Source organism: Streptosporangium sp. NPDC000509 (genome assembly GCF_042898365.1).
Classification (GTDB): domain Bacteria; phylum Actinomycetota; class Actinomycetes; order Streptosporangiales; family Streptosporangiaceae; genus Streptosporangium.
Genome location: NZ_JBIAYX010000024.1, coordinates 115,439 through 135,400 on the forward strand (window position 1 = coordinate 115,439; position 19,962 = coordinate 135,400).

General features: G+C 75.1%; 2 protein-coding genes. Both read right to left on the minus strand.

The annotated features are described in order from the left end of the window. Positions 1–14: 14 nt before the first annotated feature. Positions 15–10,547 (minus strand): SDR family NAD(P)-dependent oxidoreductase, encoded by a 10,533-nt coding sequence (locus tag ACFY3D_RS34560; protein WP_389987598.1) that lies wholly within the window; start codon positions 10,545–10,547, stop codon positions 15–17. Positions 10,548–10,596: 49 nt separating this feature from the next. Continuing rightward, complete coding sequence (locus tag ACFY3D_RS34565; RefSeq protein WP_389987601.1) at positions 10,597–19,947, minus strand: SDR family NAD(P)-dependent oxidoreductase; 9,351 nt, start codon at positions 19,945–19,947, stop codon at positions 10,597–10,599. Positions 19,948–19,962 lie beyond the last annotated feature (15 nt).

A 19,962-nucleotide genomic window follows, 5' to 3' on the forward strand; every position in this document is an offset into this window, starting at 1 on the left:
ACCGCCCGCCATCCCTAGGATCGAAGCTCGGAGTCGATGAACCTGAACAGCTCCTCGGCGGTCGCCGGGACCTCCCCGCCCGCCCCCGCGCCCGGTTTCCGCACGCCCGGTTCCCGCTCGGCCGGGGCGAGCCGGCCGAGCAGGTGGCCGGCGAGAGCGGCCGGGGTCGGATGGTCGAACACGATGGTCGCCGGGAGCCGCAGCCCGGTGGCCTTGCCGAGCCGGTTGCGCAGTTCGACCGCGGTCAGCGAGTCGAAGCCGAGTTCCTTGAAGCTGCGGCCCTCCTCGGCCGCCTCCCCCGGAGCCCGCCCGAGCACCGCCTCCACATACCGGAAGACCGTCTCGGTCATCAGCTCCCCGCGGCGCGCCGGCTCGGTGTCGGCGAGCATCCGCGCCAGCGCGGGCTCGGCGGGGTCGGACCCGCCGGAGCCGTCGGCCTTCGCCGAAAGTGCGCGGCCGCGCACCAGGGACCGCAGCGGCGGGGCCGGGTCGGGGACCCCCGCCAGCCTCGCGAGGTCCAGCCGGACCGCGGCCAGGGTCGGCTCCGGCGCCGCCATCGCCGCGTCCAGCAGTGCCAGGCCACGTCCCGGTGACAGCGGCAGCAGTCCGGACCGCGCCATCCTGGCCCGGTCGACGGCGGAGAGCGAGCCGGTCATGGTGCTCTCCGACCGCCACAGTCCCCAGGCGATCGAGGTGGCCGGGAGCCCTTCGCGGGTCCTGGCCACGGCGAGGGCGTCGAGGAAGACGTTGGCCGCCGCGTAGGCCGACTGCCCGGCGCTGCCCACGATCCCCGCGGCGGAGGAGAACAGCACGAACGCGGCGAGGTCGAGGTCCCTGGTGAGCTCGTGCAGGTTCCAGGCGCCGTCCACCTTGGGCCGCAGCACCGCGTCGAGCCGTTCCGGGACGAGGTTGGCGAGCGTCGCGTCGTCCAGGACCCCGGCCGCGTGCACCACGGCCGTGAGGGGATGCTCGTCGGGGACCTCCGAGAGCACGCGGGCCAGCGCGCCGGCGTCCGCCACGTCCGCGGCGGCGATCGTCACCTTCACGCCGAGCCCGCCGAGTTCCGCACGGAGCCGTTCGGCGCCCTCCGCGAGGGCGCCCCGCCTGCTCAGCAGCAGCAGGTGCCCGACGCCGTGTTCCCTGGCCAGGTGCAGCGCGACAAGCCTGCCCACACCGCCGGTCGCGCCGGTGACCAGGACCGTGCCGTCGGCACGGATCGGCCCCGGGATCCGGAGGGCCACCTTGCCCACGTGCCGGGCGAGTCCGAGATGGCGGACGGCGTCCGGCGCCCGCCCGGCGTCCCAGGAGGTGACCGGGAGCGGCGTGAGGATCCCGCTCTCGAACAGGTCCGCGAGCTCGGCGAGCATCCGGCCGATCCGGTCCGGCCCCGCCTCGGCCAGGTCGAACGCCCGGTAGTGCACGCCGTGCCGGGCGCGGACCTCCTCGGGGTCTCGTACGTCGGTCTTGCCCATCTCGATGAACCGCCCGCCGGGAGCGAGCAGTTCGAGTGAGGCGTCCACGAACTCGCGGGCGAGCGAGTTCAGCACGATGTCCACGCCGCGCCCGCCGGTCGCCTCCCGCACCGCCCCGGCGAACGCCAGGTCCCGGGAGCCGGCGATCCTGCCGGGGGGCAGTCCGGCCTCTTCGAGCGCGGGCCACTTGGCGGGACTCGCGGTGCCGAACACGGTCAGCCCCCAGTGGCGCGCCAGCTGGATCGCCGCCCCGCCGACGCCGCCCGCGGCGGAGTGCACCAGGACCCACTCCCCCCGGCGGGCGCCGGACAGGTCGCGCAGGGCGTAGTAGGCGGTGAGGAACACCGCGGGCACGGTCGCCGCCTGGGCGAACGACATGCCCTGCGGGATCGGTACCAGCAGACGGTGGTCGGTGACGGCCTCGGGCCCTATCCCCCCGGAGATGAGACCCATCACCCGGTCGCCGGGACCGATACCGGTCACGTCGTCCCCGACCGCGAGCACCACCCCGGCGCCCTCGGTGCCCAGATCCGCCGCGCCCGGGTACATGCCCAGGGTGAGCATCGCGTCGCGGAAGTTCAGGCCGGCGACGCGGACGGCGACCCTGACCTCCTCTCGGCCCAGTGGCCTGTCCTCGACGGGCCGGTACGCCAGATCGTCGGCCACCCCGCTCTCGGCCGCCTCCAGCCGCCAGTTGCCCGCGCCGGACGGTACCGGGTCGCGCCGGCGTCGCCGGAGCCTGGGCACCAGTGCCCCGCCGCCCCTGATCGCGATCTGCGGCTCGCCGGACGCCACGGCGTCCAGGACCTCCGAGAGGGGCGTGGAGACGGTCTCGGTGTCCACGATCACCACCCGGCCGGGCTCCTCGGCCTGCACGCCGCGGACCAGCCCCCAGACCCCGGCGCCGGCGAGCGCGCCGGCGCGCTCGCCGGGAACCGCCTCCACGGCGCGGCAGGTGCGCACCACGAACAGCGTTCCGGCGAGCCTGTCGTCGGCCAGCCCTCGCCGGAGCGTTTCCAGCACCCGCAGCAGGGCGGCTCGGACCGCCTCCGGTACGGGTCCGGCCTCTTCGCCCGCCGAGACGACGAGCACCTCGGGCGCGGGCTCTCCCGCGTCCAGCGCCGCGAGCACCGCGCCGAGTCGCGGGTGGGCGGTCTCCTCGGCATCCGCGGTCTCCTCGGTGTTTCCGGTGTTTCCGGGAGCGCCGAGGACTCGCACGCGTTCGCGCGGCACACCGGCGCCGGGGCGCACAGGGTCCCAGGTGAGTTCGTACAGCAGGTCCTCCGTGCCCGCCGCGGCGAGGTCCGCCGGGTCGGCCGCGCGGAACGTCACCGCCTCGATGCCCGCCACCGGGTCGCCCTCGGCCGTGGTCAGGTCGACCGCGACCGTCTCCTCTCCGGTGCGGCGTACGCGTACCCGTACCGCCGAGGGCGCGTCGGCGTACCGGGTGAGGCCGCGCCAGGCGAAGGGCAACCGTACGGCGCCGTCGTCGGGGAACAGGTCCGCGAGCCCGACGGCGTGCAGCGCGGCGTCAAGCAGCGTGGGCGCGACGCGGTACCCGGGCGGGCCCTCCAGGAACACCTCCGCGAGGACCTCCTCCCCCGACCGCCACGCCCCGCGCAGGCCGCGGAAGGCCGGGCCGTAGTGATAGCCCCTCGCGGCCAGGTCCTCGTACAGCCCGCCGACGTCGACGGGCACCGCGCCGGATGGCGGCCACTCGGCACGAACCGGCGGGGCGGCGGGTGCGGGGAGCGGGGCGAGCGAGCCGGCGGCGTACACCGTCCACGGCGCACCCAGCGGGTCACCGGTGTCCGCCAGTCGCGCGTGAACCCCGACGGGGCGCAGACCGTCCCGCTCGGCCGGGCCCACGGTCACCTGGATCTCGACCGCGCCGGAGTCATCGAGCACCAGCGGGCGCCGGAGGGTCAGCTCGTCCACCCGCGCGACACCGGCCAGCTCCCCCGCGTGGCCCGCCAGTTCGGCGAGGACCGCGCCGGGGACCAGGACCGCGCCGTCCACCACGTGATCGCCCAGCCACGGCTGGTCGTCCAGGGAGAGCCTGCCGAAAAGCAGCAGGCCGTCCTCGGACGCCGCGCGCACGGCCGTGGACAGCAGCGGATGCGTGACCGGCCGCGCGCCCGCGGGGATCCCGGCGGTGGGCACCGGCGCGTCCAGCCAGTACCGGTGCCGGTCGAAGGCGTAGGTCGGCAGGACCGGCACCCGCCCTCGGCGCTCGCCGAGATACCCCGGCCAGTCGACCCGGACCCCGTTCACCCAGGCCTCGGCCACCGAGACCAGCACCCGTGCCATGCCCCCGTCGTCCCTGCGCAGTGTGCCCAGCACGGCGGGCCGTTCCACCCCGGGGAGCGCCTCCAGGATCTCCTGGACTCCCGTCCCGACGACGGGGTGCGGGCTCACCTCGACGAACACCTCGTGCCCCGCCTCGGCCGCCGCCTCCACCGCGGCCTGCAGCAGCACCGGCCGGCGCAGATTGCGGTACCAGTAGCCGGGGCTCCCGAAGCCGGTGCCGTCACCCGGCTCGATCGCCGCGCCGGTGACGGTGGAGAAGACACCGGCGCTGAACGCGCGGCCCGGCGCGGGCGAGGGCAGGATCTCCAGCAGTTCGGCTTCGAGCGCCTCGACCTGGGGCGAGTGGGAGGCGTAGTCCACGTCCACCGGCCGCACCCGCACGCCCAGCTCCTCCAGTGCCCGCTCCACGCGGCGCACCGCCCCGGCCTCGCCGGCGACGACGGTCGAGGCCGGTCCGTTGAGCGCGGCGACCGACACCGCGTTCCCCGCGTTCCCCGCGTTCCCCGCGTTCCCCGCGTTCCCCGCGTTCCCCGCGTTCCCCGCGTTCCCCGCGTTCCCCGCGTTCCCCGCGTTCCCCGTGCTCCCTGCATCCTCTGAGAGCCCGAGATTCTCGAGGACCGCGCGCACCCGCTCCCGCGAGGCCGCGACCGACAGCATCGCCCCGCCGCCCGCGATCTTGCGGATGGCCCGGCTGCGCAACGCCACCACCGCCGCCGACTCCTCCAGCGACAGCGCGCCCGCGGCGAGCGCGGCGGCGATCTCACCCTGCGAGTGACCGATGACGGCGGCGGGCCGTACGCCGAAGGACTCCCAGAGCGCGGTGAGCCCGGTCATCACCGCCCACAGGACCGGCTGCACCACGTCCACCCGCCCCAGGCCCACGCCGCCGCGCAGCGCGTCCAGCAGCGACCACCCGGTCACCGGGTCGAGGGCGTCGGCGCATTCGCCGATCCTGCGGGCGAAGACCGGCGACTCGGTGAGCAGCGCGCGGGCCATGCCCTCCCACTGCGCACCCTGGCCGGGGTAGACAAGGACCGGCAGGCGCGGATCCCCGGCGTACCCGCTCACCGCCGTCGCCGACGGCGCACCGTCCGCGACGGCGGACAACCCCGCCAGCGCCTCCTCGCGATCGCCGGCCACGACGACCGCGCGGTGGCCGAACTCGGCCCTGGTGGTCACCAGGGCCGCCGCGACATCGGCGAGGGCGACCTGCGGATGCCGCTCCAGGTAGGCGCGCAGCCGCCGCGCCTCGCCTCCGAGCGCGCGCGCCGACCTCGCCGACAGGACGAGCGGGACCGGTCCGCCGAAAGGCTCCGGTGCGGGAGCGGGCTCGGGCGCGGGCGGCTCCTCGATGACGACGTGCGCGTTGGTCCCGCTCATGCCGAAGGCGGAGACCCCGAACCGCCGCGGACGCTCCCCGGCGGGCCAGGGGGTGTTCTCGGTGAGCAGCGCGACACCGCCCCGCTCCCAGTCGACGTGGCGCGACGGCCTGTCGACGTGCAGCGTGCGCGGCAGCGTCCCGTGCTCCAGCGCCATGACCATCTTGATGATCCCGCCGACGCCGGCCGCCGCCTGGGTGTGCCCGACGTTGGACTTGAGCGAGCCCAGCATGAGCGGCGGGCGGTCCCCGCGCGCCGCCCCGTACGTGGCGAGCAGCGCCCGCGCCTCCACCGGATCGCCCAGGGTGGTGCCGGTGCCGTGCGCCTCCACCGCGTCCACGTCGGCCGGTGAGAGGCCCGCGGCGCGCAGGGCCTCCTCGATCACCCGTTCCTGGGCGGGGCCGTTGGGCGCGGTGAGCCCGTTGCTGGCGCCGTCCTGGTTCACCGCCGACCCCTTGAGCACGGCCAGTACGGGATGCCCGTTGCGCCGCGCGTCCGACAGTCGTTCCACCAGCAGCAGCCCGACGCCCTCGCTGAAGCCCGTGCCGTCGGCCGCGTCGGCGAACGCGCGGCACCGTCCGTCGGGTGAGAGCCCGCGCTGGCGGCTGAACTCCACGAAGGTCGCGGGTGTCGCCATGAGCGTCGCCCCGCCGACCAGCGCGAGATCGCACTCCCCGTCGCGCAGCCCCCGCTCCGCGAGGTGGAGCGCCACCAGCGAGGACGAGCAGGCCGTGTCCACGGTGATCGCGGGCCCCTGCAGGCCGTAGGTGTAGGCGATCCGGCCCGAGGCCACGCTCCCGGCGCTGCCGGTGCCCAGATACCCGCCGTACTCGCGCGGGTCGTCCTGCGCCCGGCCGCCGTACTCGGTGTAGATCAGGCCGACGTAGACACCGGTCCGGGAGCCGCGCAGGCCGGCCGGGTCGATGCCCGCGCGCTGGAATGCCTCCCACGAGGTCTCCAGCAGCAGCCGCTGCTGCGGATCGGCGGCCTTGGCCTCGCGCGGATTCATCTCGAAGAAGTCCGCGTCGAAGTCGGCGGCCTCGTGGAGGAAACCGCCGTCGCGCGCGTAGGACGTCCCCGGATTGTCCGGGTCGTCGTCGAACAGGGCGCCCAGGTCCCAGCCCCGGTCGGCGGGAAACGGCCCGACCGCGTCCCCGCCCGACTCCAGCAGCTCCCACAGCTGTTCGGGGGTGCTGACGCCACCCGGGTAGCGGCAGGCCATCGCGACGATCGCGATGGGATCCTCGGCCTCCCGCCCGCGCCGGGCCACGGCGCGGGACGGGCCCTCCGGCGCGGTACGGCTCAGATGGCGGGCCAGGGCACGCGGGCTCGGATGGTCGAACACGAGCGTGCTCGGCAGGCGGCGGCCCAGAAGGCGGCTCAGATGGTCCCTGAGCCGCACCCCCGTCATGGAGTCGAGTCCGAGGTCGCGGAAGGGCCGGTCCGGGCGGACGTCCCGGGCGGATTCGTAGCCGAGGATGCCGGCGACCGCCCGCCCGACCAGGTCCAGCACCCGCTCCTCCCGCTCGCTCCCGGAAAGCCCCGCCAGCACGTCCACCGGCCCGGCGTCCTCGGGAGCGGCCCGCCCGGGCCCTTCCCGAGAACGTCGCACCGCGCGGTGCGCCCAGGGGACGGAGACGGGAGCGGGGGGCTGCGCCTCACCGGACCCCTCGGCGGCCGGGCGGACGCGCACCTCCTCGACGCTCAGCACCGTCCGGCCCGTGGCGTCGAACGCGGCGAGCGAGAAGGCGTCAGGCCCGGTCCAGGTCAGGCGGACGCGTACCGGGCCCGTCGCGGCGGCGTACGACCGTACGCCGCTCCAGCTGAACGGCACGACCGCCTCGGGCCGCTCACCCCGGCCGGAGGCAGCGGCCGCCCGGTCGAGGAAGGCCACCTGCGCCATCCCGTCCAGCAGAGCGGGATGGAGCACGAATCCCTCGCCGCCCGCGCCGCTCCGGCCTCCGTCCCCGTCCGGCGGGGTCACCTCGGCGAACACGCCGCCACCCGAACGCCAGGCGGCACCCACGCGGCGCAGGCGGGGGCCGTAGCGCACACCCGCGTCGGCCAGGAGGGCGTAGCCGGCGTCCACGTCGACGGGCTCGGCGTCCGCAGGCGGCCACTCCCCCGGGATCCCCGTCCGCGCCACGACGGCGTCGGCATCGGCATCGCCCGCGCTCAGCGAGCCCGAGGCGTGCAACCTCCACGGCTCCGCAGCGTCTCCGGGGTCTCCGGGGTCTCCGGTGTCTCCGGTGTCCCCGCCTCCCGGCCGGGCGTGGACCGTGAACGTCGCACCCGCGCCGCCGTCCTCGGCGTTCACCTCCACCTGAACCTGTACGGGACCGTCCGGCACGTCCACTGGGGCGAGAAGTGCGACGTCGTCCACCCTCGGCAGGCCGAGACGCTCTCCGGCCGCGAGCGCCAGCTCGACCAGCGCGCTCCCGACGAGCACCGGACGCTCTCCGAGCCGGTGCTCGCGGACCCAGCCGCCAGGCCCGCCGGGCACACCTCCGGTGAACAGCACCGCCCGCCCGTCCGCCGGCTCCACGACCACCTCCAGGAGCGGGTGCCCCACCCCGGCGGGGCCGGTCGAGAGCGGCGCCCCCTCGGTGCGGGTGTCGAGCCAGAATCGCCGCTCCTGGAACGCGTAGGTGGGCAGGGCGACCTGACGTCCCCGCGCGGCCGCCCCCCACTCGACGCCGAGCCCGGCCGCGAACAGGCTTCCGGCCGAGGTGAGCAGCTGATCCAGCCCGCCGTCGCCGCGACGCAGCGTGGCCAGCGCGTGCGCCTCCACACCGGCCTCGTCGAAGGTGTCGCGCAGCGGAGCCACGAGCACCGGATGGGGGCTGACCTCGAGGAAGCACCGGTGGCCCGCCTCCAGGAGCGCGGTGACGGTCTCGGCCAGGCGAACCGGGCGGCGAAGGTTGTCGTACCAGTACCCGGCACCGAGCGCGCTCGTGTCGATCTCGGCGGCCGTGACCGTGGAGAAGAAACCGACGGCGGACGTCCGCGGGCGGAGACCGGCGAACCGGGCGAGCAGAGGCTCCCGCAGCGGTTCGACGGCCGGTGAGTGGGACGCGTAGTCGACGGGGACGAGCCGCGCCCGCACCCCCTCGGCCTCGCAGCGGGCGACGAGGTCGCGCACCGCGCCCGCCTCCCCGGACACCACGGTCGCGTCCGGACCGTTGACGGCGGCGACGACGATCTCGTCGCGGCCGCCGAACCGGCGACGTACTTCTCCGTCGGGCAGGCCGATCGACGCCATCGCCCCGCTCCCCGCGATGTCCGAGAGGGCGGCGCTGCGCCGGGCCACCAGCGCCGCCGCGTCGGCCAGGTCCAGGGCTCCCGCGACATGGGCGGCGGCGATCTCACCCTGCGAATGTCCCACCACCGCGGCCGGTTCCACCCCGAGGGAACGCCACACCGCGGCGAGCGAGACCATCATCGAGAACAGGGCGGGCTGCACCACGTCGACCCGGCCGAGCAGGGTCTCCTCACCGGAGGACACCACCTCCAGCAGGTCCCAGCCGACGTGCGGCGCCAGTGCCTCGGCGCACCGCCGCATCTCGTCGCCGAACGGTTCTGAGGCGGCGAGGAGATCGCGGGCCATCCCGGCCCACTGCGACCCCTGGCCGGGGAACACGAAGACCGGCCGCCCGTTCACCGTCGCCTCGCCCCGCACCGCGCGCCGTGACGGAAGTCCCTGTTCCACCAGCGCCAGTTCCCCGGCGAGCCGGTCGAGGTCGGTACCGACGGCGACCGCGCGGTGGGACAGGTCGGCGCGCCCGGTGCGGAGGCTGTGGGCGACGTCGGCCGGGGACAGGCCCGGATTCTCCGCCACGTGTGCCCGCAGCCGGCCGATCTGGTCACGCAGCGCCTGCTCGGTGTGCCCGGACACCGTCCACACCACCGGCGCCGGAGCCACGGTGCCGCCCGTCCGCGAGGACTCCGGCGCCCCGGACCGCTCCTCGGGTGACTTCTCGGGTGTCTTCTCCGAGGGCTCCTCCGCGGGCTCCTCGATGACGACGTGCGCGTTCGTGCCGCTGATCCCGAACGAGGAGACCCCGGCCCGGCGCGGGCGGTCCCGCTTCGGCCACGCCCTCGCCCCGGTGAGCGGGGCGAGCCCTCCGGCGTCCCAGTCGACGTGCGGTGACGGCTCGTCGATGTGCAGGCTCGCCGGGAGCATCCCGTGCCGCATCGCCATCGCCATCTTCATCACACCGCCGATGCCCGCCGCGGCCTGGGTGTGCCCGATGTTGGACTTGAGCGAGCCCAGCCACACCGGATCCGTCGCCGGGTGTGCCCGGCCGTAGGTCTCCATGAGGGCGCCCGCCTCGATCGGGTCGCCCAGGCCGGTGCCGGTGCCGTGCCCCTCGACGGCGTCCACCTCGGCGGGGTCGAGACCGGCGTCGGCCAGCGCGGCGAGGATCACCCGCCGCTGCGCCACCCCGTTGGGCGCCGACAGCCGGCTGCTCGCGCCGTCGGAGTTGACCGCGCTGCCGCGCAGCACCGCGACGATCGGGTGTCCCCTGCGCCGGGCCTCAGAGAGGCGTTCGACGAGCACCAGACCGACCCCTTCCGCCCAGCCGGTGCCGTCGGCCGAAGCGGCGTACGCCTTGCAGCGGCCGTCGGGCGAGAGCCCGCGCTGGCGGCTGAACTCGACGAACGTCGCCGGGGTGGCCATGACCGTGCTCCCGCCCGCGACGGCCATCTCGCAGTCTCCCCGGCGCACCGCCTGCGCCGCGTAGTGCAGCGCCACCAGCGAGGACGAGCACGCGGTGTCCACGGTGACCGCGGGTCCCTGCAACCCGAAGGTGTAGGCGACGCGGCCCGAGGCGATGCTTCCCGCGCTTCCCGTGCCGACGAACCCCTCGAAACCCTCGGGCGCGCGGACGTGGCGGGAACCGTAGTCGGAGTACATGACGCCGGCGAACACCCCGATCCGCTCCCCCGACAGGGAGCGCGGGTCCATCCCCGCGCGTTCAAACACCTCCCAGGCGGTCTGCAGGAGCAGCCGCTGCTGCGGGTCGATCGTCAGCGCCTCGCGAGGGCTGACGCCGAACAGCTCGGGGTCGAAGTCGGCGGCGGAGTACAGGAAGCCGCCCTCGGCGGCGTAGCTGGTGCCCTCCCTGTCCGGGTCGGGGTCGATCAGCTCCTCCAGCGGCCAGCCGCGGTCGTTCGGGAACGGGCCGATCGCGTCGGTCCCCGCCTCCACCAGTCGCCACAGGTCCTCCGGCGACCGGACGCCGCCGGGGTACCTGCAGGCCATGGAGACGATCGCCAGCGGCTCGCGGGCGGCCTGCTCCAGTCGTTCCAGTGCCGCGCGGGTGCGCATCAGGTCGGCCGTGGTGCGCCGGAGGTACTCGCGGAACCTGTCTTCGTTCGCCATCGGTGAACCGCTCCCCGTGGTCGTCCTCGAAAGTGCCCGAGACGTCGGATCAGTCGCTCAGTTCTCGGTCCAGCAGCCCGAACAGCTCATCATCGGACGCTGAATCCACGCCAAAGAGCGGCTCTCCCGCGCCGTTCACGGCGGTCTCGCCGGTGTCCAGCGCGTTCAGCGCGGCCCGCAGCGCCCGGACCAGGTCGACGCGACGCCGGTGGCCGGGGTCCAGGTCCGAGGCCGAGGAGACCCAGGTGTCCAGCGCCGTCGTGTCGAACGCGGGCCGGGCGAGGGCGCTGCGCTCCAGCAGGTGCTCCAGCAGGTGCTCGGTCAGCGCCCGTACGGTCGGGTGGTCGAACAGCACGGTCGCGGGAAGCCGCTCACCGACCTCGGCGCCCAGCCGGTCGCGCAGCTCGATCGCCGTCAGCGAGTCGAGACCCAGGTCGAACAGTCCCCGGTCGTCGGGAACCTGCGCCGGTCCCGCGAGACCGAGCACCTCCGCGACCCGGCCGGCAACCGTGTCGCGCACCACGGCGCGCGACACGGTCTCCTCCATGCCGTGCAGGCGCCGGGCGAGCGGCACGGCCGCCACGGCGGGCCGGGCGGGGACCAGGCCACCGAGCACGTCGGGAAGGTCGTCCTGTCTGCGGGCGAGCGCCGCCCGATCGAACCAGGCGGGTACCACCACGGCCAGGCCGCTCGCCAGCGACCTGTCGAGCAGATCCAGCCCCGCGCCGACGGGCAGCGCGCGGATGCCCAGCCTGTCGAGCCTGGCCCGCGCCGCTCCGTCGAGCCCGGCCGCCATCCCGGTGTCCGATCCGGTCTCCCACAGACCCCAGGCGAGAGACGCGCCCGGCAGGCCCGCCGCCCGCCTGTGGTGGGCGAGCGCGTCCAGGAAGGCGTTCGCCGCCGCGTAGCCCGTCTGCCCGGCGTTGCCCAGCACGCCCGCGACCGAGGAGAACAGCACGAACGCCGTCAGCGGCAGATCCCCGGTGAGGCGGTGCAGGTTCCAGGCCGCGTCCACCTTGGGGCGCAGGACCCGTTCCAGCCGCTCGCCGGTCGTGTTCTCCAGCACCGCGTCGTCGAGCGTGCCGGCTATGTGGAACACGGCACCGAGCGGTCTGTCCTGGTCGACACCGGCGAGCAGTGCCTCGGTGGCCGCCGTGTCCGCGAGGTCGCACGCGGCCGTCCGGATCCGCGCCCGGTCGCCGAGTTCCCCGGCGAGGGCGCGCAGCGCCGGGTCGGCGTCGCCGCGCCTGCTGACCAGCAGGAGATGCCGGGCGCCGTACTCGGCGACGAGGTGGCGGACGACCGCGGCGCCGAGCGCGCCGCCGGCGCCGCTCACCAGCACGGTGCCCGTCCCGAGCTCCGGCGGGGTGCCGGGCGAGCCGGTCACCGCGCGCAGGCGCGGCCGGAACGCCTCTCCCCGGCGGATGGCGAGCTCACCGGGCCTGGCCGCCACCGCGTGCGGCAACAGCGCGGACGACTCCCCGTGCCCGTCGACGTCGACGATGCTGATCCGTCCGGGGTACTCCCTGCGTGCGGCGCGGACCAGGCCCCACAGCGAGGCCTCCGCCAGCCCCGTCAGCCGGTCGTCACCGTCCACCGCGACCGCCCCGCGCGTCACCACCACCAGGTGTGTCCGCTCGGGCAGCGTGAGGATGCTCTCTCGGACCGCCAGAAGGCAGGCGCGGACGGCGGCGGCCGGGTCGTCCTGCTCCGCCTCGTAGGAGACCGTGGCGAACGGCAGGTCCAGGCCGTGCCCGCCGAAGGTCAGCACGATCGTGTCCTCGCCGTGCCCGCCGCCCTCCTCGCCCGCCGTTGCCGTGGCGGCCAGCTGAGCGGGGATCCAGGCGAGCTCGTACGGCCGGGCCGAGACCCCGCCGCGTGACAGGGCACTCTCCTCGACCCTGCGCACCCGGACCTCACCGGCCGACAGCACCGGACGCGCCGTGGCGCCGCCCCTGTCGTCCGCGTCGGCCGCGTCGACCACGTCGAGGGCGAACGTCCCTTCACCGGTGTGCCGGATCCTGACCCGCAGCGGCCCTCGCGGCAGGCCGTGCACGCGCACCTCCCGCCAGGTGTGCGGCACCTGGACGCCTCCCTCCACCGCCTCGCCCGCGTCGGCGATCCACGCGTGCAGGGCGGCGTCGAGCAACCCCGGGACGAGGTCGCCGCCGGTGTCCACCTCGGCGTAGAGCTCGTCCCCGGTCGTCCACAGTGCGCGCAGGCCCTGGAACGCCGGGCCGTAGTCGTACCCGCGCTCGGCGAAGACCTCGTAGATCCCCGTGACGTCCACCGCGCGTGCCTCGGGCGGGCGGTGACCCGACCAGCCGGGTACGGGGCCGTCACCGTCCAGCACGGCCTCGGCGTGCAGGGTCCACTCGCCGTCGGCCTGTTCCCCGCCGGAGCGCGCGTGTATCCGCACCGTGGCGTCCGCCACCGTGACCCGCAGGTGCACCTCCTCCTCCGTACCGACCGTGACGGGGGCGTGCAGCGTGAGCTCCCGCACCGTCGTCATGCCGTGCCGATCCGCCAGCCATCCCAGCAGATCCACGAGGGCGGTGGCCGGGAGGACCGGCGTACCCGCCAGCGCGTGGTCCGCCAGCCACGGCTGCCGCCGCTGGGAGAGCACTCCCGTGTAGAGGGTCTGTGCTCCGTCCGGCACGGCGATCGAGGCGGTGAGCAGCGGGTGGCCCGGATCCTCGGCGCCGATTCCGGCGGCGGTCCCGTCTTCGGCCGGCGGCAGGAGCCACAGGCGCTCCCGCTTGAAGGGGTAGGTGGGCAGCGGAACGATGACGGCATTTCCGCCGTTTCCAGCATTCCTGCCGTTTCCGCCGTTCTCGCTGTTTCTGTCGTTCTCGCCGTTGCCGCCGAGCAGTGCCCGCCAGTCCCAGGCGACACCCGCGATGAAGGCCCGCGCCACGAACGACCAGAGCGCGAACCCGTCGTCGTGCCTGCGGTCGAGCACGGAGATCGCCACAACGTCCTCTCCCAGGTCGTGCTGCCGGACCATCGCGGTCAGCGCGGCGTCCGGCCCGACCTCCAGGAAGCGCGCCGCGCCCAGCTCCCGCATCCGGCCGACCGCGTCGGCGAACCGCACGGTCCCGCGTACCTGGGCGGCCCAGTGCGCGGCCGACCCGAGTGTGTCCGCCCCGCTCTCTCGCGCGGTCAGTGTGGACACCACGGTGCGGGTCCCCGGTACGGCGCGCAGGTCGCCGATCTCCTCGCGGAAGGCCGTGAGCATCGGCTCCATGTGCGCGGAGTGGAACGCGTGGCTGACGGTGAGCGACCTGGTGCGGTGCCCGTTCACCGCCAGGAGGCCGGCCAGTTCCTCGACGGCTCCGGTGTCGCCCGAGAGCACCACGGAGCCGGGCGCGTTCACCGCCGCGACGTCAACGCGCGCCCCTGTCTCGGCGATGAGCCGTTCCACGGTCGGCAGGTCGGCCTGGACCGCGGTCATCGCGCCTCCTGCGGGGAGTTCCTGCATCAGACGCCCGCGGGTCGCGACGAGTGCCACCGCGTCGGGCAGGCTCAGCGTGCCACCGACGTGGGCGGCGGTGATCTCGCCGATGGAGTGCCCGGCGAGGAGGTCGGCGGGCAACCCCCACGACTCCAGCAGCCGGAACAGCGCGACCTCCACCGCGAACAGCGCGGCCTGGGTGTACCGGGTCTGGTCGATCGGCCCTGCGGCGATGTCCCCGGACACCACTCCGGCCACGTCCGTGCCGTCCACCCCGCGGAACTCGGCGCAGACCTCGTCGAAGGCCCGCGCGTACGCCGGGAACGAGCCGTACAGCGCGGCTCCCATGCCGACGCGCTGGCTGCCCTGGCCGGTGAACAGCACGGCGGTCCCGCCGCGCGCCGGTGTGCCCGTGAGCACCGCCGGGAAAGCCCCGGGCGGCGTCGCGGTGCCGTCGATGAGGTGGTCGAGGCCCGCGAGCAGCTCGCTCCGGTCGCGGCCGAGCACCACGGCACGCCGTTCGAAGGCGGTCCGCGTCGTCGCCAGGGACAGGGCGACGTCGATGGCCCGCAGACCGGGGGTGGCGAGCACGTGCCGCCTGAGACGGACCGCCTGCTCCCGCAGACCGGCCGCGTCACGGGCGCTGAGCACCCACGGCACCACCGCTCCGTCGACGGCTCCGTCGACGGCGCCGTCGCCCGCCGCCACGGGCGTCTCCTCACCCGACTCGAGGACGACGTGGGCGTTGGTGCCACTGATACCGAACGACGAGACCGCCGCCCTGCGCGGCCCCGGCGTGTCCGGCCAGGCGACCGGCTCGGCGGGCACGGACACGGTGCCGTCCGACCAGTCGACGTGCTCGGTGAGCCTTCCCCGGTGCAGGGTGGCCGGGACCTGCCCGTGCCGCATGGCGAGCACCATCTTGATGATCCCGGCGACCCCCGCGGCGGCCTGCGTGTGCCCGATGTTCGACTTCACCGAGCCCATGAGCAGCGGGCTCCGGTCCTCGCGGTCGCGACCGTAGGTGTTGAGCACCGCGCCGGCCTCGATCGGGTCGCCGAGCCTGGTTCCCGTGCCGTGCGCCTCCAGCACGTCCACGTCCGCGGGCCGCAGTCCCGCGCTGCGCAGGGCACCGCGGATGACCCGCTCCTGGGAGGGTCCGTTCGGCGCCGTGAGGCCGTTGCTGGCGCCGTCCTGGTTGACCGCGGAACCGCGGACGACGGCCAGCACCCGGTGCCCGTTGCGGCGGGCGTCCGAGAGCCGCTCCAGGACGAGCAGCCCGACGCCCTCACCCCACGCTGTACCGTCCGCGTCGGCCGAGAACGGCTTGCAGCGGCCGTCGGGTGCCAGGCCGCGCTGCCGGCTGAACTCGATGAACGTGGCCGGGCTCGCCATGACGGTCACGCCGCCGGCCAGGGCGAGCGCGCACTCGCCCAACCTGAGCGCCTGAGCCGCCTGGTGGACCGCGACCAGCGACGAGGAGCAGGCGGTGTCCACGGTCACCGCCGGCCCCTCCAGGCCGAGGGTGAAGGAGATGCGGCCGGAGGCGACGCTGCCCGCGCTGCCGCTCACCAGGTATCCCTCCAGATCCCCGGCGGTACCGCGGCGCTGGTGCACCCGCGCGCCGTAGTCGGAGTACATGACGCCGACGAAGACGCCGCTCTGCGTGCCGCGCAGGGCGGCCGGGTCGATCCCCGCGTCCTCCACCGCCTCCCACGCTGTCTGCAGCAGCAGTCGCTGCTGTGGGTCGACGGCGAGTGCCTCGCGCGGGCTGATCCCGAAGAACCCGGGATCGAACTCGGCGGCGTCGCGCAGGAAACCGCCGTGCCGGGTGGAGGAGGTCCCCGAGCGCTCGGGATCGGGGTCGAACAGATCCGGGTCCCAGCCACGGTCGGCGGGGAACTCCGATATGGCGTCACCCCCCGAGACGAGCAACTCCCACAGCTCTGCCGGGGTACGCACCCCGCCGGGGAACCGGCACGCCATGCCGACGATCGCGATCGCGTCGTCGGCGGCACCGCGCGGCGCGGCCGGGTCCTTCGGCTCGTCCCTCGTTCCGGCGCCCGTCACCTCGTCGAGGAAACGGATCAGGGCGACCGGGTTCGGATGGTCGAAGACGATCGTTCCCGGCAGGCGGACACCGAGCTCGCCACTGAGCCGGTCGCGCAGCTCCACCGCCGTCAGGGAGTCGAAACCGAGGTCGCTGAAGGAGCGTTCCGGGTCGACCTCCGCGCCGCCGGCGTGTCCGAGCACCGCCGCGACCGCGTCGAGCACCAGATGGGAGGTGTCCCGCGTCGGCGTGGCCGACGCGTCCGTCGTGTTCGTTGTGTTCGTTGTGTCCGGCGCCCGCCGGACGGCGGCGGGGCCGCGGTGCCGTTCCACCGCCCGAGGGCCGAGGTGCGCCGCGACCACCGCGGCGGTGTCCAGCCGCAGGGCACGGTCGAACAGCGCGATCCCCTCGGCCTCGCCCATCGGCTTGATGCCCGCCCTGCCGAGGCGGGCGACGTCGCGTTCGGTGAGCCCGGCGCCCATGCCGGTGCCGATGTCCCACAGCCCCCAGTGGACGGTCACCCCGTGCCCGCCGGCCAGCCGCCTGCGGTGGGTGATCGCCTCCAGCGCCGCGTTGGCCGCGCAGTAGCCGCCCTGCCCCGCGGTGCCGACGACGCCGGCGACCGATCCGAACAGCACGAACGCGTCGAGTTCTGTGCCGCGCGTGGCCTCGTCCAGGTTGCCGGCTGCCACGGCCTTGGCCTCGATCATCCGGCGGAGCGCGTCGGCGGGAAGCCGTTCGACGGCCGCGTCCTCGACGACACCCGCGGCGTGCACCACACCGGTCAGCGGGGTGTCCGGCCCGGTCAGCAGATCGGCGAGGGCGTCCCGGTCGGACGGGTCGCAGGCCCGGATGGCGACGCGGGCGCCGAGTGCGGCCAGTTCGGCCTCGACGTGGGCGGCGTCGGGGTGTTCCTCGCCGCGACGGCTGACCAGCAGGAGGTTTCTCACGCCGTGCCGGGTGACGAGATGGCGCGCGATCCGGCGGCCGAGCGCGCCGAGGCCGCCGGTGATGAGCACGGTGCCACCCGCGGCGCTGCGCGGCCAGGCCGCTCCGTCCGCCGCGGGCCTGGCCCCGGTTCCAGGCTCGGGCTCGGATCCGAACTCGGTCATGGTCCTGAGTCCGGAGTCGAGCTCGGCTCCGGACTCGGATTCGGCTCCGGCTCCCGTTCCGGCTCCCGCTCCGGGTTCGGCACCGGCCTCGGGCTCGGGCTCGGGCTCGGGCTCGGGCGACAGTCTGGGAACCCGCGGTACGCCGTCACGGAGCGCTGCCTCGGGCAGTTCGGTACCGATCGCCGCGAGCAGCGCGGGATCGGCTGCCTCGTCGTCGCCGATGTCCAGCAGCGCGAACCTGCCGGGATGCTCGGCCCGTGCCGCCCGTACCAGGCCCCACAACGCGGCGGCCGAGGGGCGCGCCGTCTCGCCGTCGTCGACGGCGAGACCTCGGGTGAGGAAGACCAGCAGTCCGTCCTCCGCCTCGGCCAGCCAACGCCGGACGGCCTGGCGCGCCCTCTCCACCTCGGCGTACGGATCGTCGCCGTCGTCGGTGAGGGCGAGCAGCACGGTGCCGGTGAGCCGCTCGGGGAGAGATCTGTTCACCGTGAGGTCACCGGCCGTGGGCACCGGCGGCGCCACGGCCTCCCAGCGGAGGCGATACAGCCCCGCCGCGGACGGCAGCGGGCGCAGCCGCAGCCGTTCCACGGTCAGCACGGGCTGCCCGTCGTCGCCGGTCAGGTCGATCCGGTAGGTGTCCGGGTCCACCGGGGTCAGATGGGCCCGCACCCTGGTCGCGTGCGCGGCGTGCAGCCGTACCCCGTCCAGGGCGTAGGGGACGCGCCGCGGCCCGTCGATCCCATGCAACGAGATCGTGTGCAGGACGGCGTCGAGAAGAGCCGGGTGCAGACCGTACCGGGTGGCCTCGCCCCGGAGCGGCGCGGGAAGCTCCGCCTCGGCGTAGAGATCCGCCCCGTTCAGCCAGGCCGCGCCCAACCCCTGGAACGCCGGCCCGTACTCGTAGCCGTGCCCGGCCAGCAGCCGGTAGGTCGCCTCAAGGCCGCCCTCGTCGAGGCGGGTGCCGGACTCGAAGGGCGTTGCCGCGCGGCCGGGGGTGATCTCCGCGTCGGTGAGCATCGCGGTGACGTGGGAGGTCCATTCCGTGCCCGCCGCGCGGCCGCGCACGGTGAGCTCCCCTGCCGGGGACACGCTCACCTGGAGCCAGGTCTCCGCGGCGCCGTCCAGCTCCAGCGGCGTGCGCATCACGAAATCGCCCAGCGCGGGGCGGCCGATGCTCGCACCGATCGCCAGAACCAGCTCGGCCAGTGCCGCGGCCGGGACGAGCAGCCGTCCGTCGACGCGGTGCTCGGCCAGCCACGGCTGTCTGCGCGCGGACAGCGTGCCGGTGAAGAGCCGTGCGCCGTCCGGCAGCTCGGTCGAGGCCGTGAGCAGCGGGTGCGGGGAGGCGTCCAGCCCATAGGTGGCGGGCCGCCCGTCGTCCTCGGTCGGCAGGAGCCAGTAGTGCCGTGTCTCGAACGGGTAGGTGGGCAGGTCCACCAGCCGGCCACCGGCCAGCAACGGACCGAAGTCGACCGGAACCCCCGCCGCGTGCAACGCGCCCAGCGCGGCCCCGAAGGTGGCCGCCTCCGGCCGGCCTGGCCGTAGCAGGGGTACGGCGAGCACCCCGTCGGTGCTCTCCCGCGCCATCGCGGCGAGCGATCCGTCCGGCCCCAGCTCGGCGAACCGGGTCACCCCCGACCGGTGTGCGGCGCGCACCGCGTCGGCGAACCGTACCGCTCCGCGAAGCTGGGCGACCCAGTAGTCCGGCGCCGACATCTCCCCCTCGCCGGCGAGCGTTCCGGTCACCGTCGAGATGACGGGGAGGTGGGGGGTGTGGAAGGAGAGTCCGGACACCACCCGGCGGAACTCGTCGAGGACTCCGTCCATGTGCGCGGAGTGGAAGGCGTGGTCGACCTTCAGCCGCGCGGCCTTGTGCCCGGTCTTCTTCCATCGCCCGACCAGGCGGTCGATCTCGTCCGCGTCGCCGGACAGCACCACCGCCGCGGGGCCGTTGACCGCGGCGATCTCCACCCTGCCGCCGGAGGCGGCGGCCAGCTCCGCCGCCTCGGCCTCGGTGGCGGAGAAGGCGGCCATCGCCCCGCCCTCCCTGCCGGACTGCATGAGCCTGCCCCGCGCGGTGACCAGCGCGCAGGCATCGTCCAGGTCCAGGACGCCCGCGACGTGGGCCGCGGCGAGCTCGCCGACGGAGTGGCCGATCAGGAAGTCCGGCCGCAGCCCATGGGACTCGGCCAACCGGTACAGGGCGACTTCCAGGGCGAACAGCACGGGCTGTGCGTACCGGGTCCGCCGCAGCCGGTCCGCGTCGCCGGTGACCAGTTCCCGCAGGCCGACACGCAGGTGCGGCTCCATCGACGCGGAGATCTCGTCGAACGCCTTCGCGTAGGGTGCGGATGTCTCCAGCAGTTCCGCGCCCATCCCGGTCCGCTGGGTGCCCTGCCCGGAGAAGAGGAACGCGAGCCGCTGGTCGGGAAGTGCGCGTCCCGCCTCGACTCGGGGATGGCGTTCGCCGTCGCGGAGCGCCGCCAGCGCGGCCACCGCGTTCTCCTCGTCGGCGTCGACGACGGCCCGGTGCTCGAACCTGGGGCGCCTGGCGAGGGTGAGGCCGATGTCGCGCAGGCCGGGCGCCCTGCCCGAGGTGAGGACATCGTGCAGTGCCCCGGCCTGCGCCCGCAGCGCCGTCCCGGTCTTCGCCGACAGGACGAGCGGCACCGGGCCTTCATCGTCCGGGAGGTCCTCGGGTTCCGGGTCGTCGGGTGCCTGTTCGAGGATGACATGCGCGTTGGTCCCACTGATCCCGAACGACGACACCCCCGCCCGCCGCACCCCACCCCCCTCAGG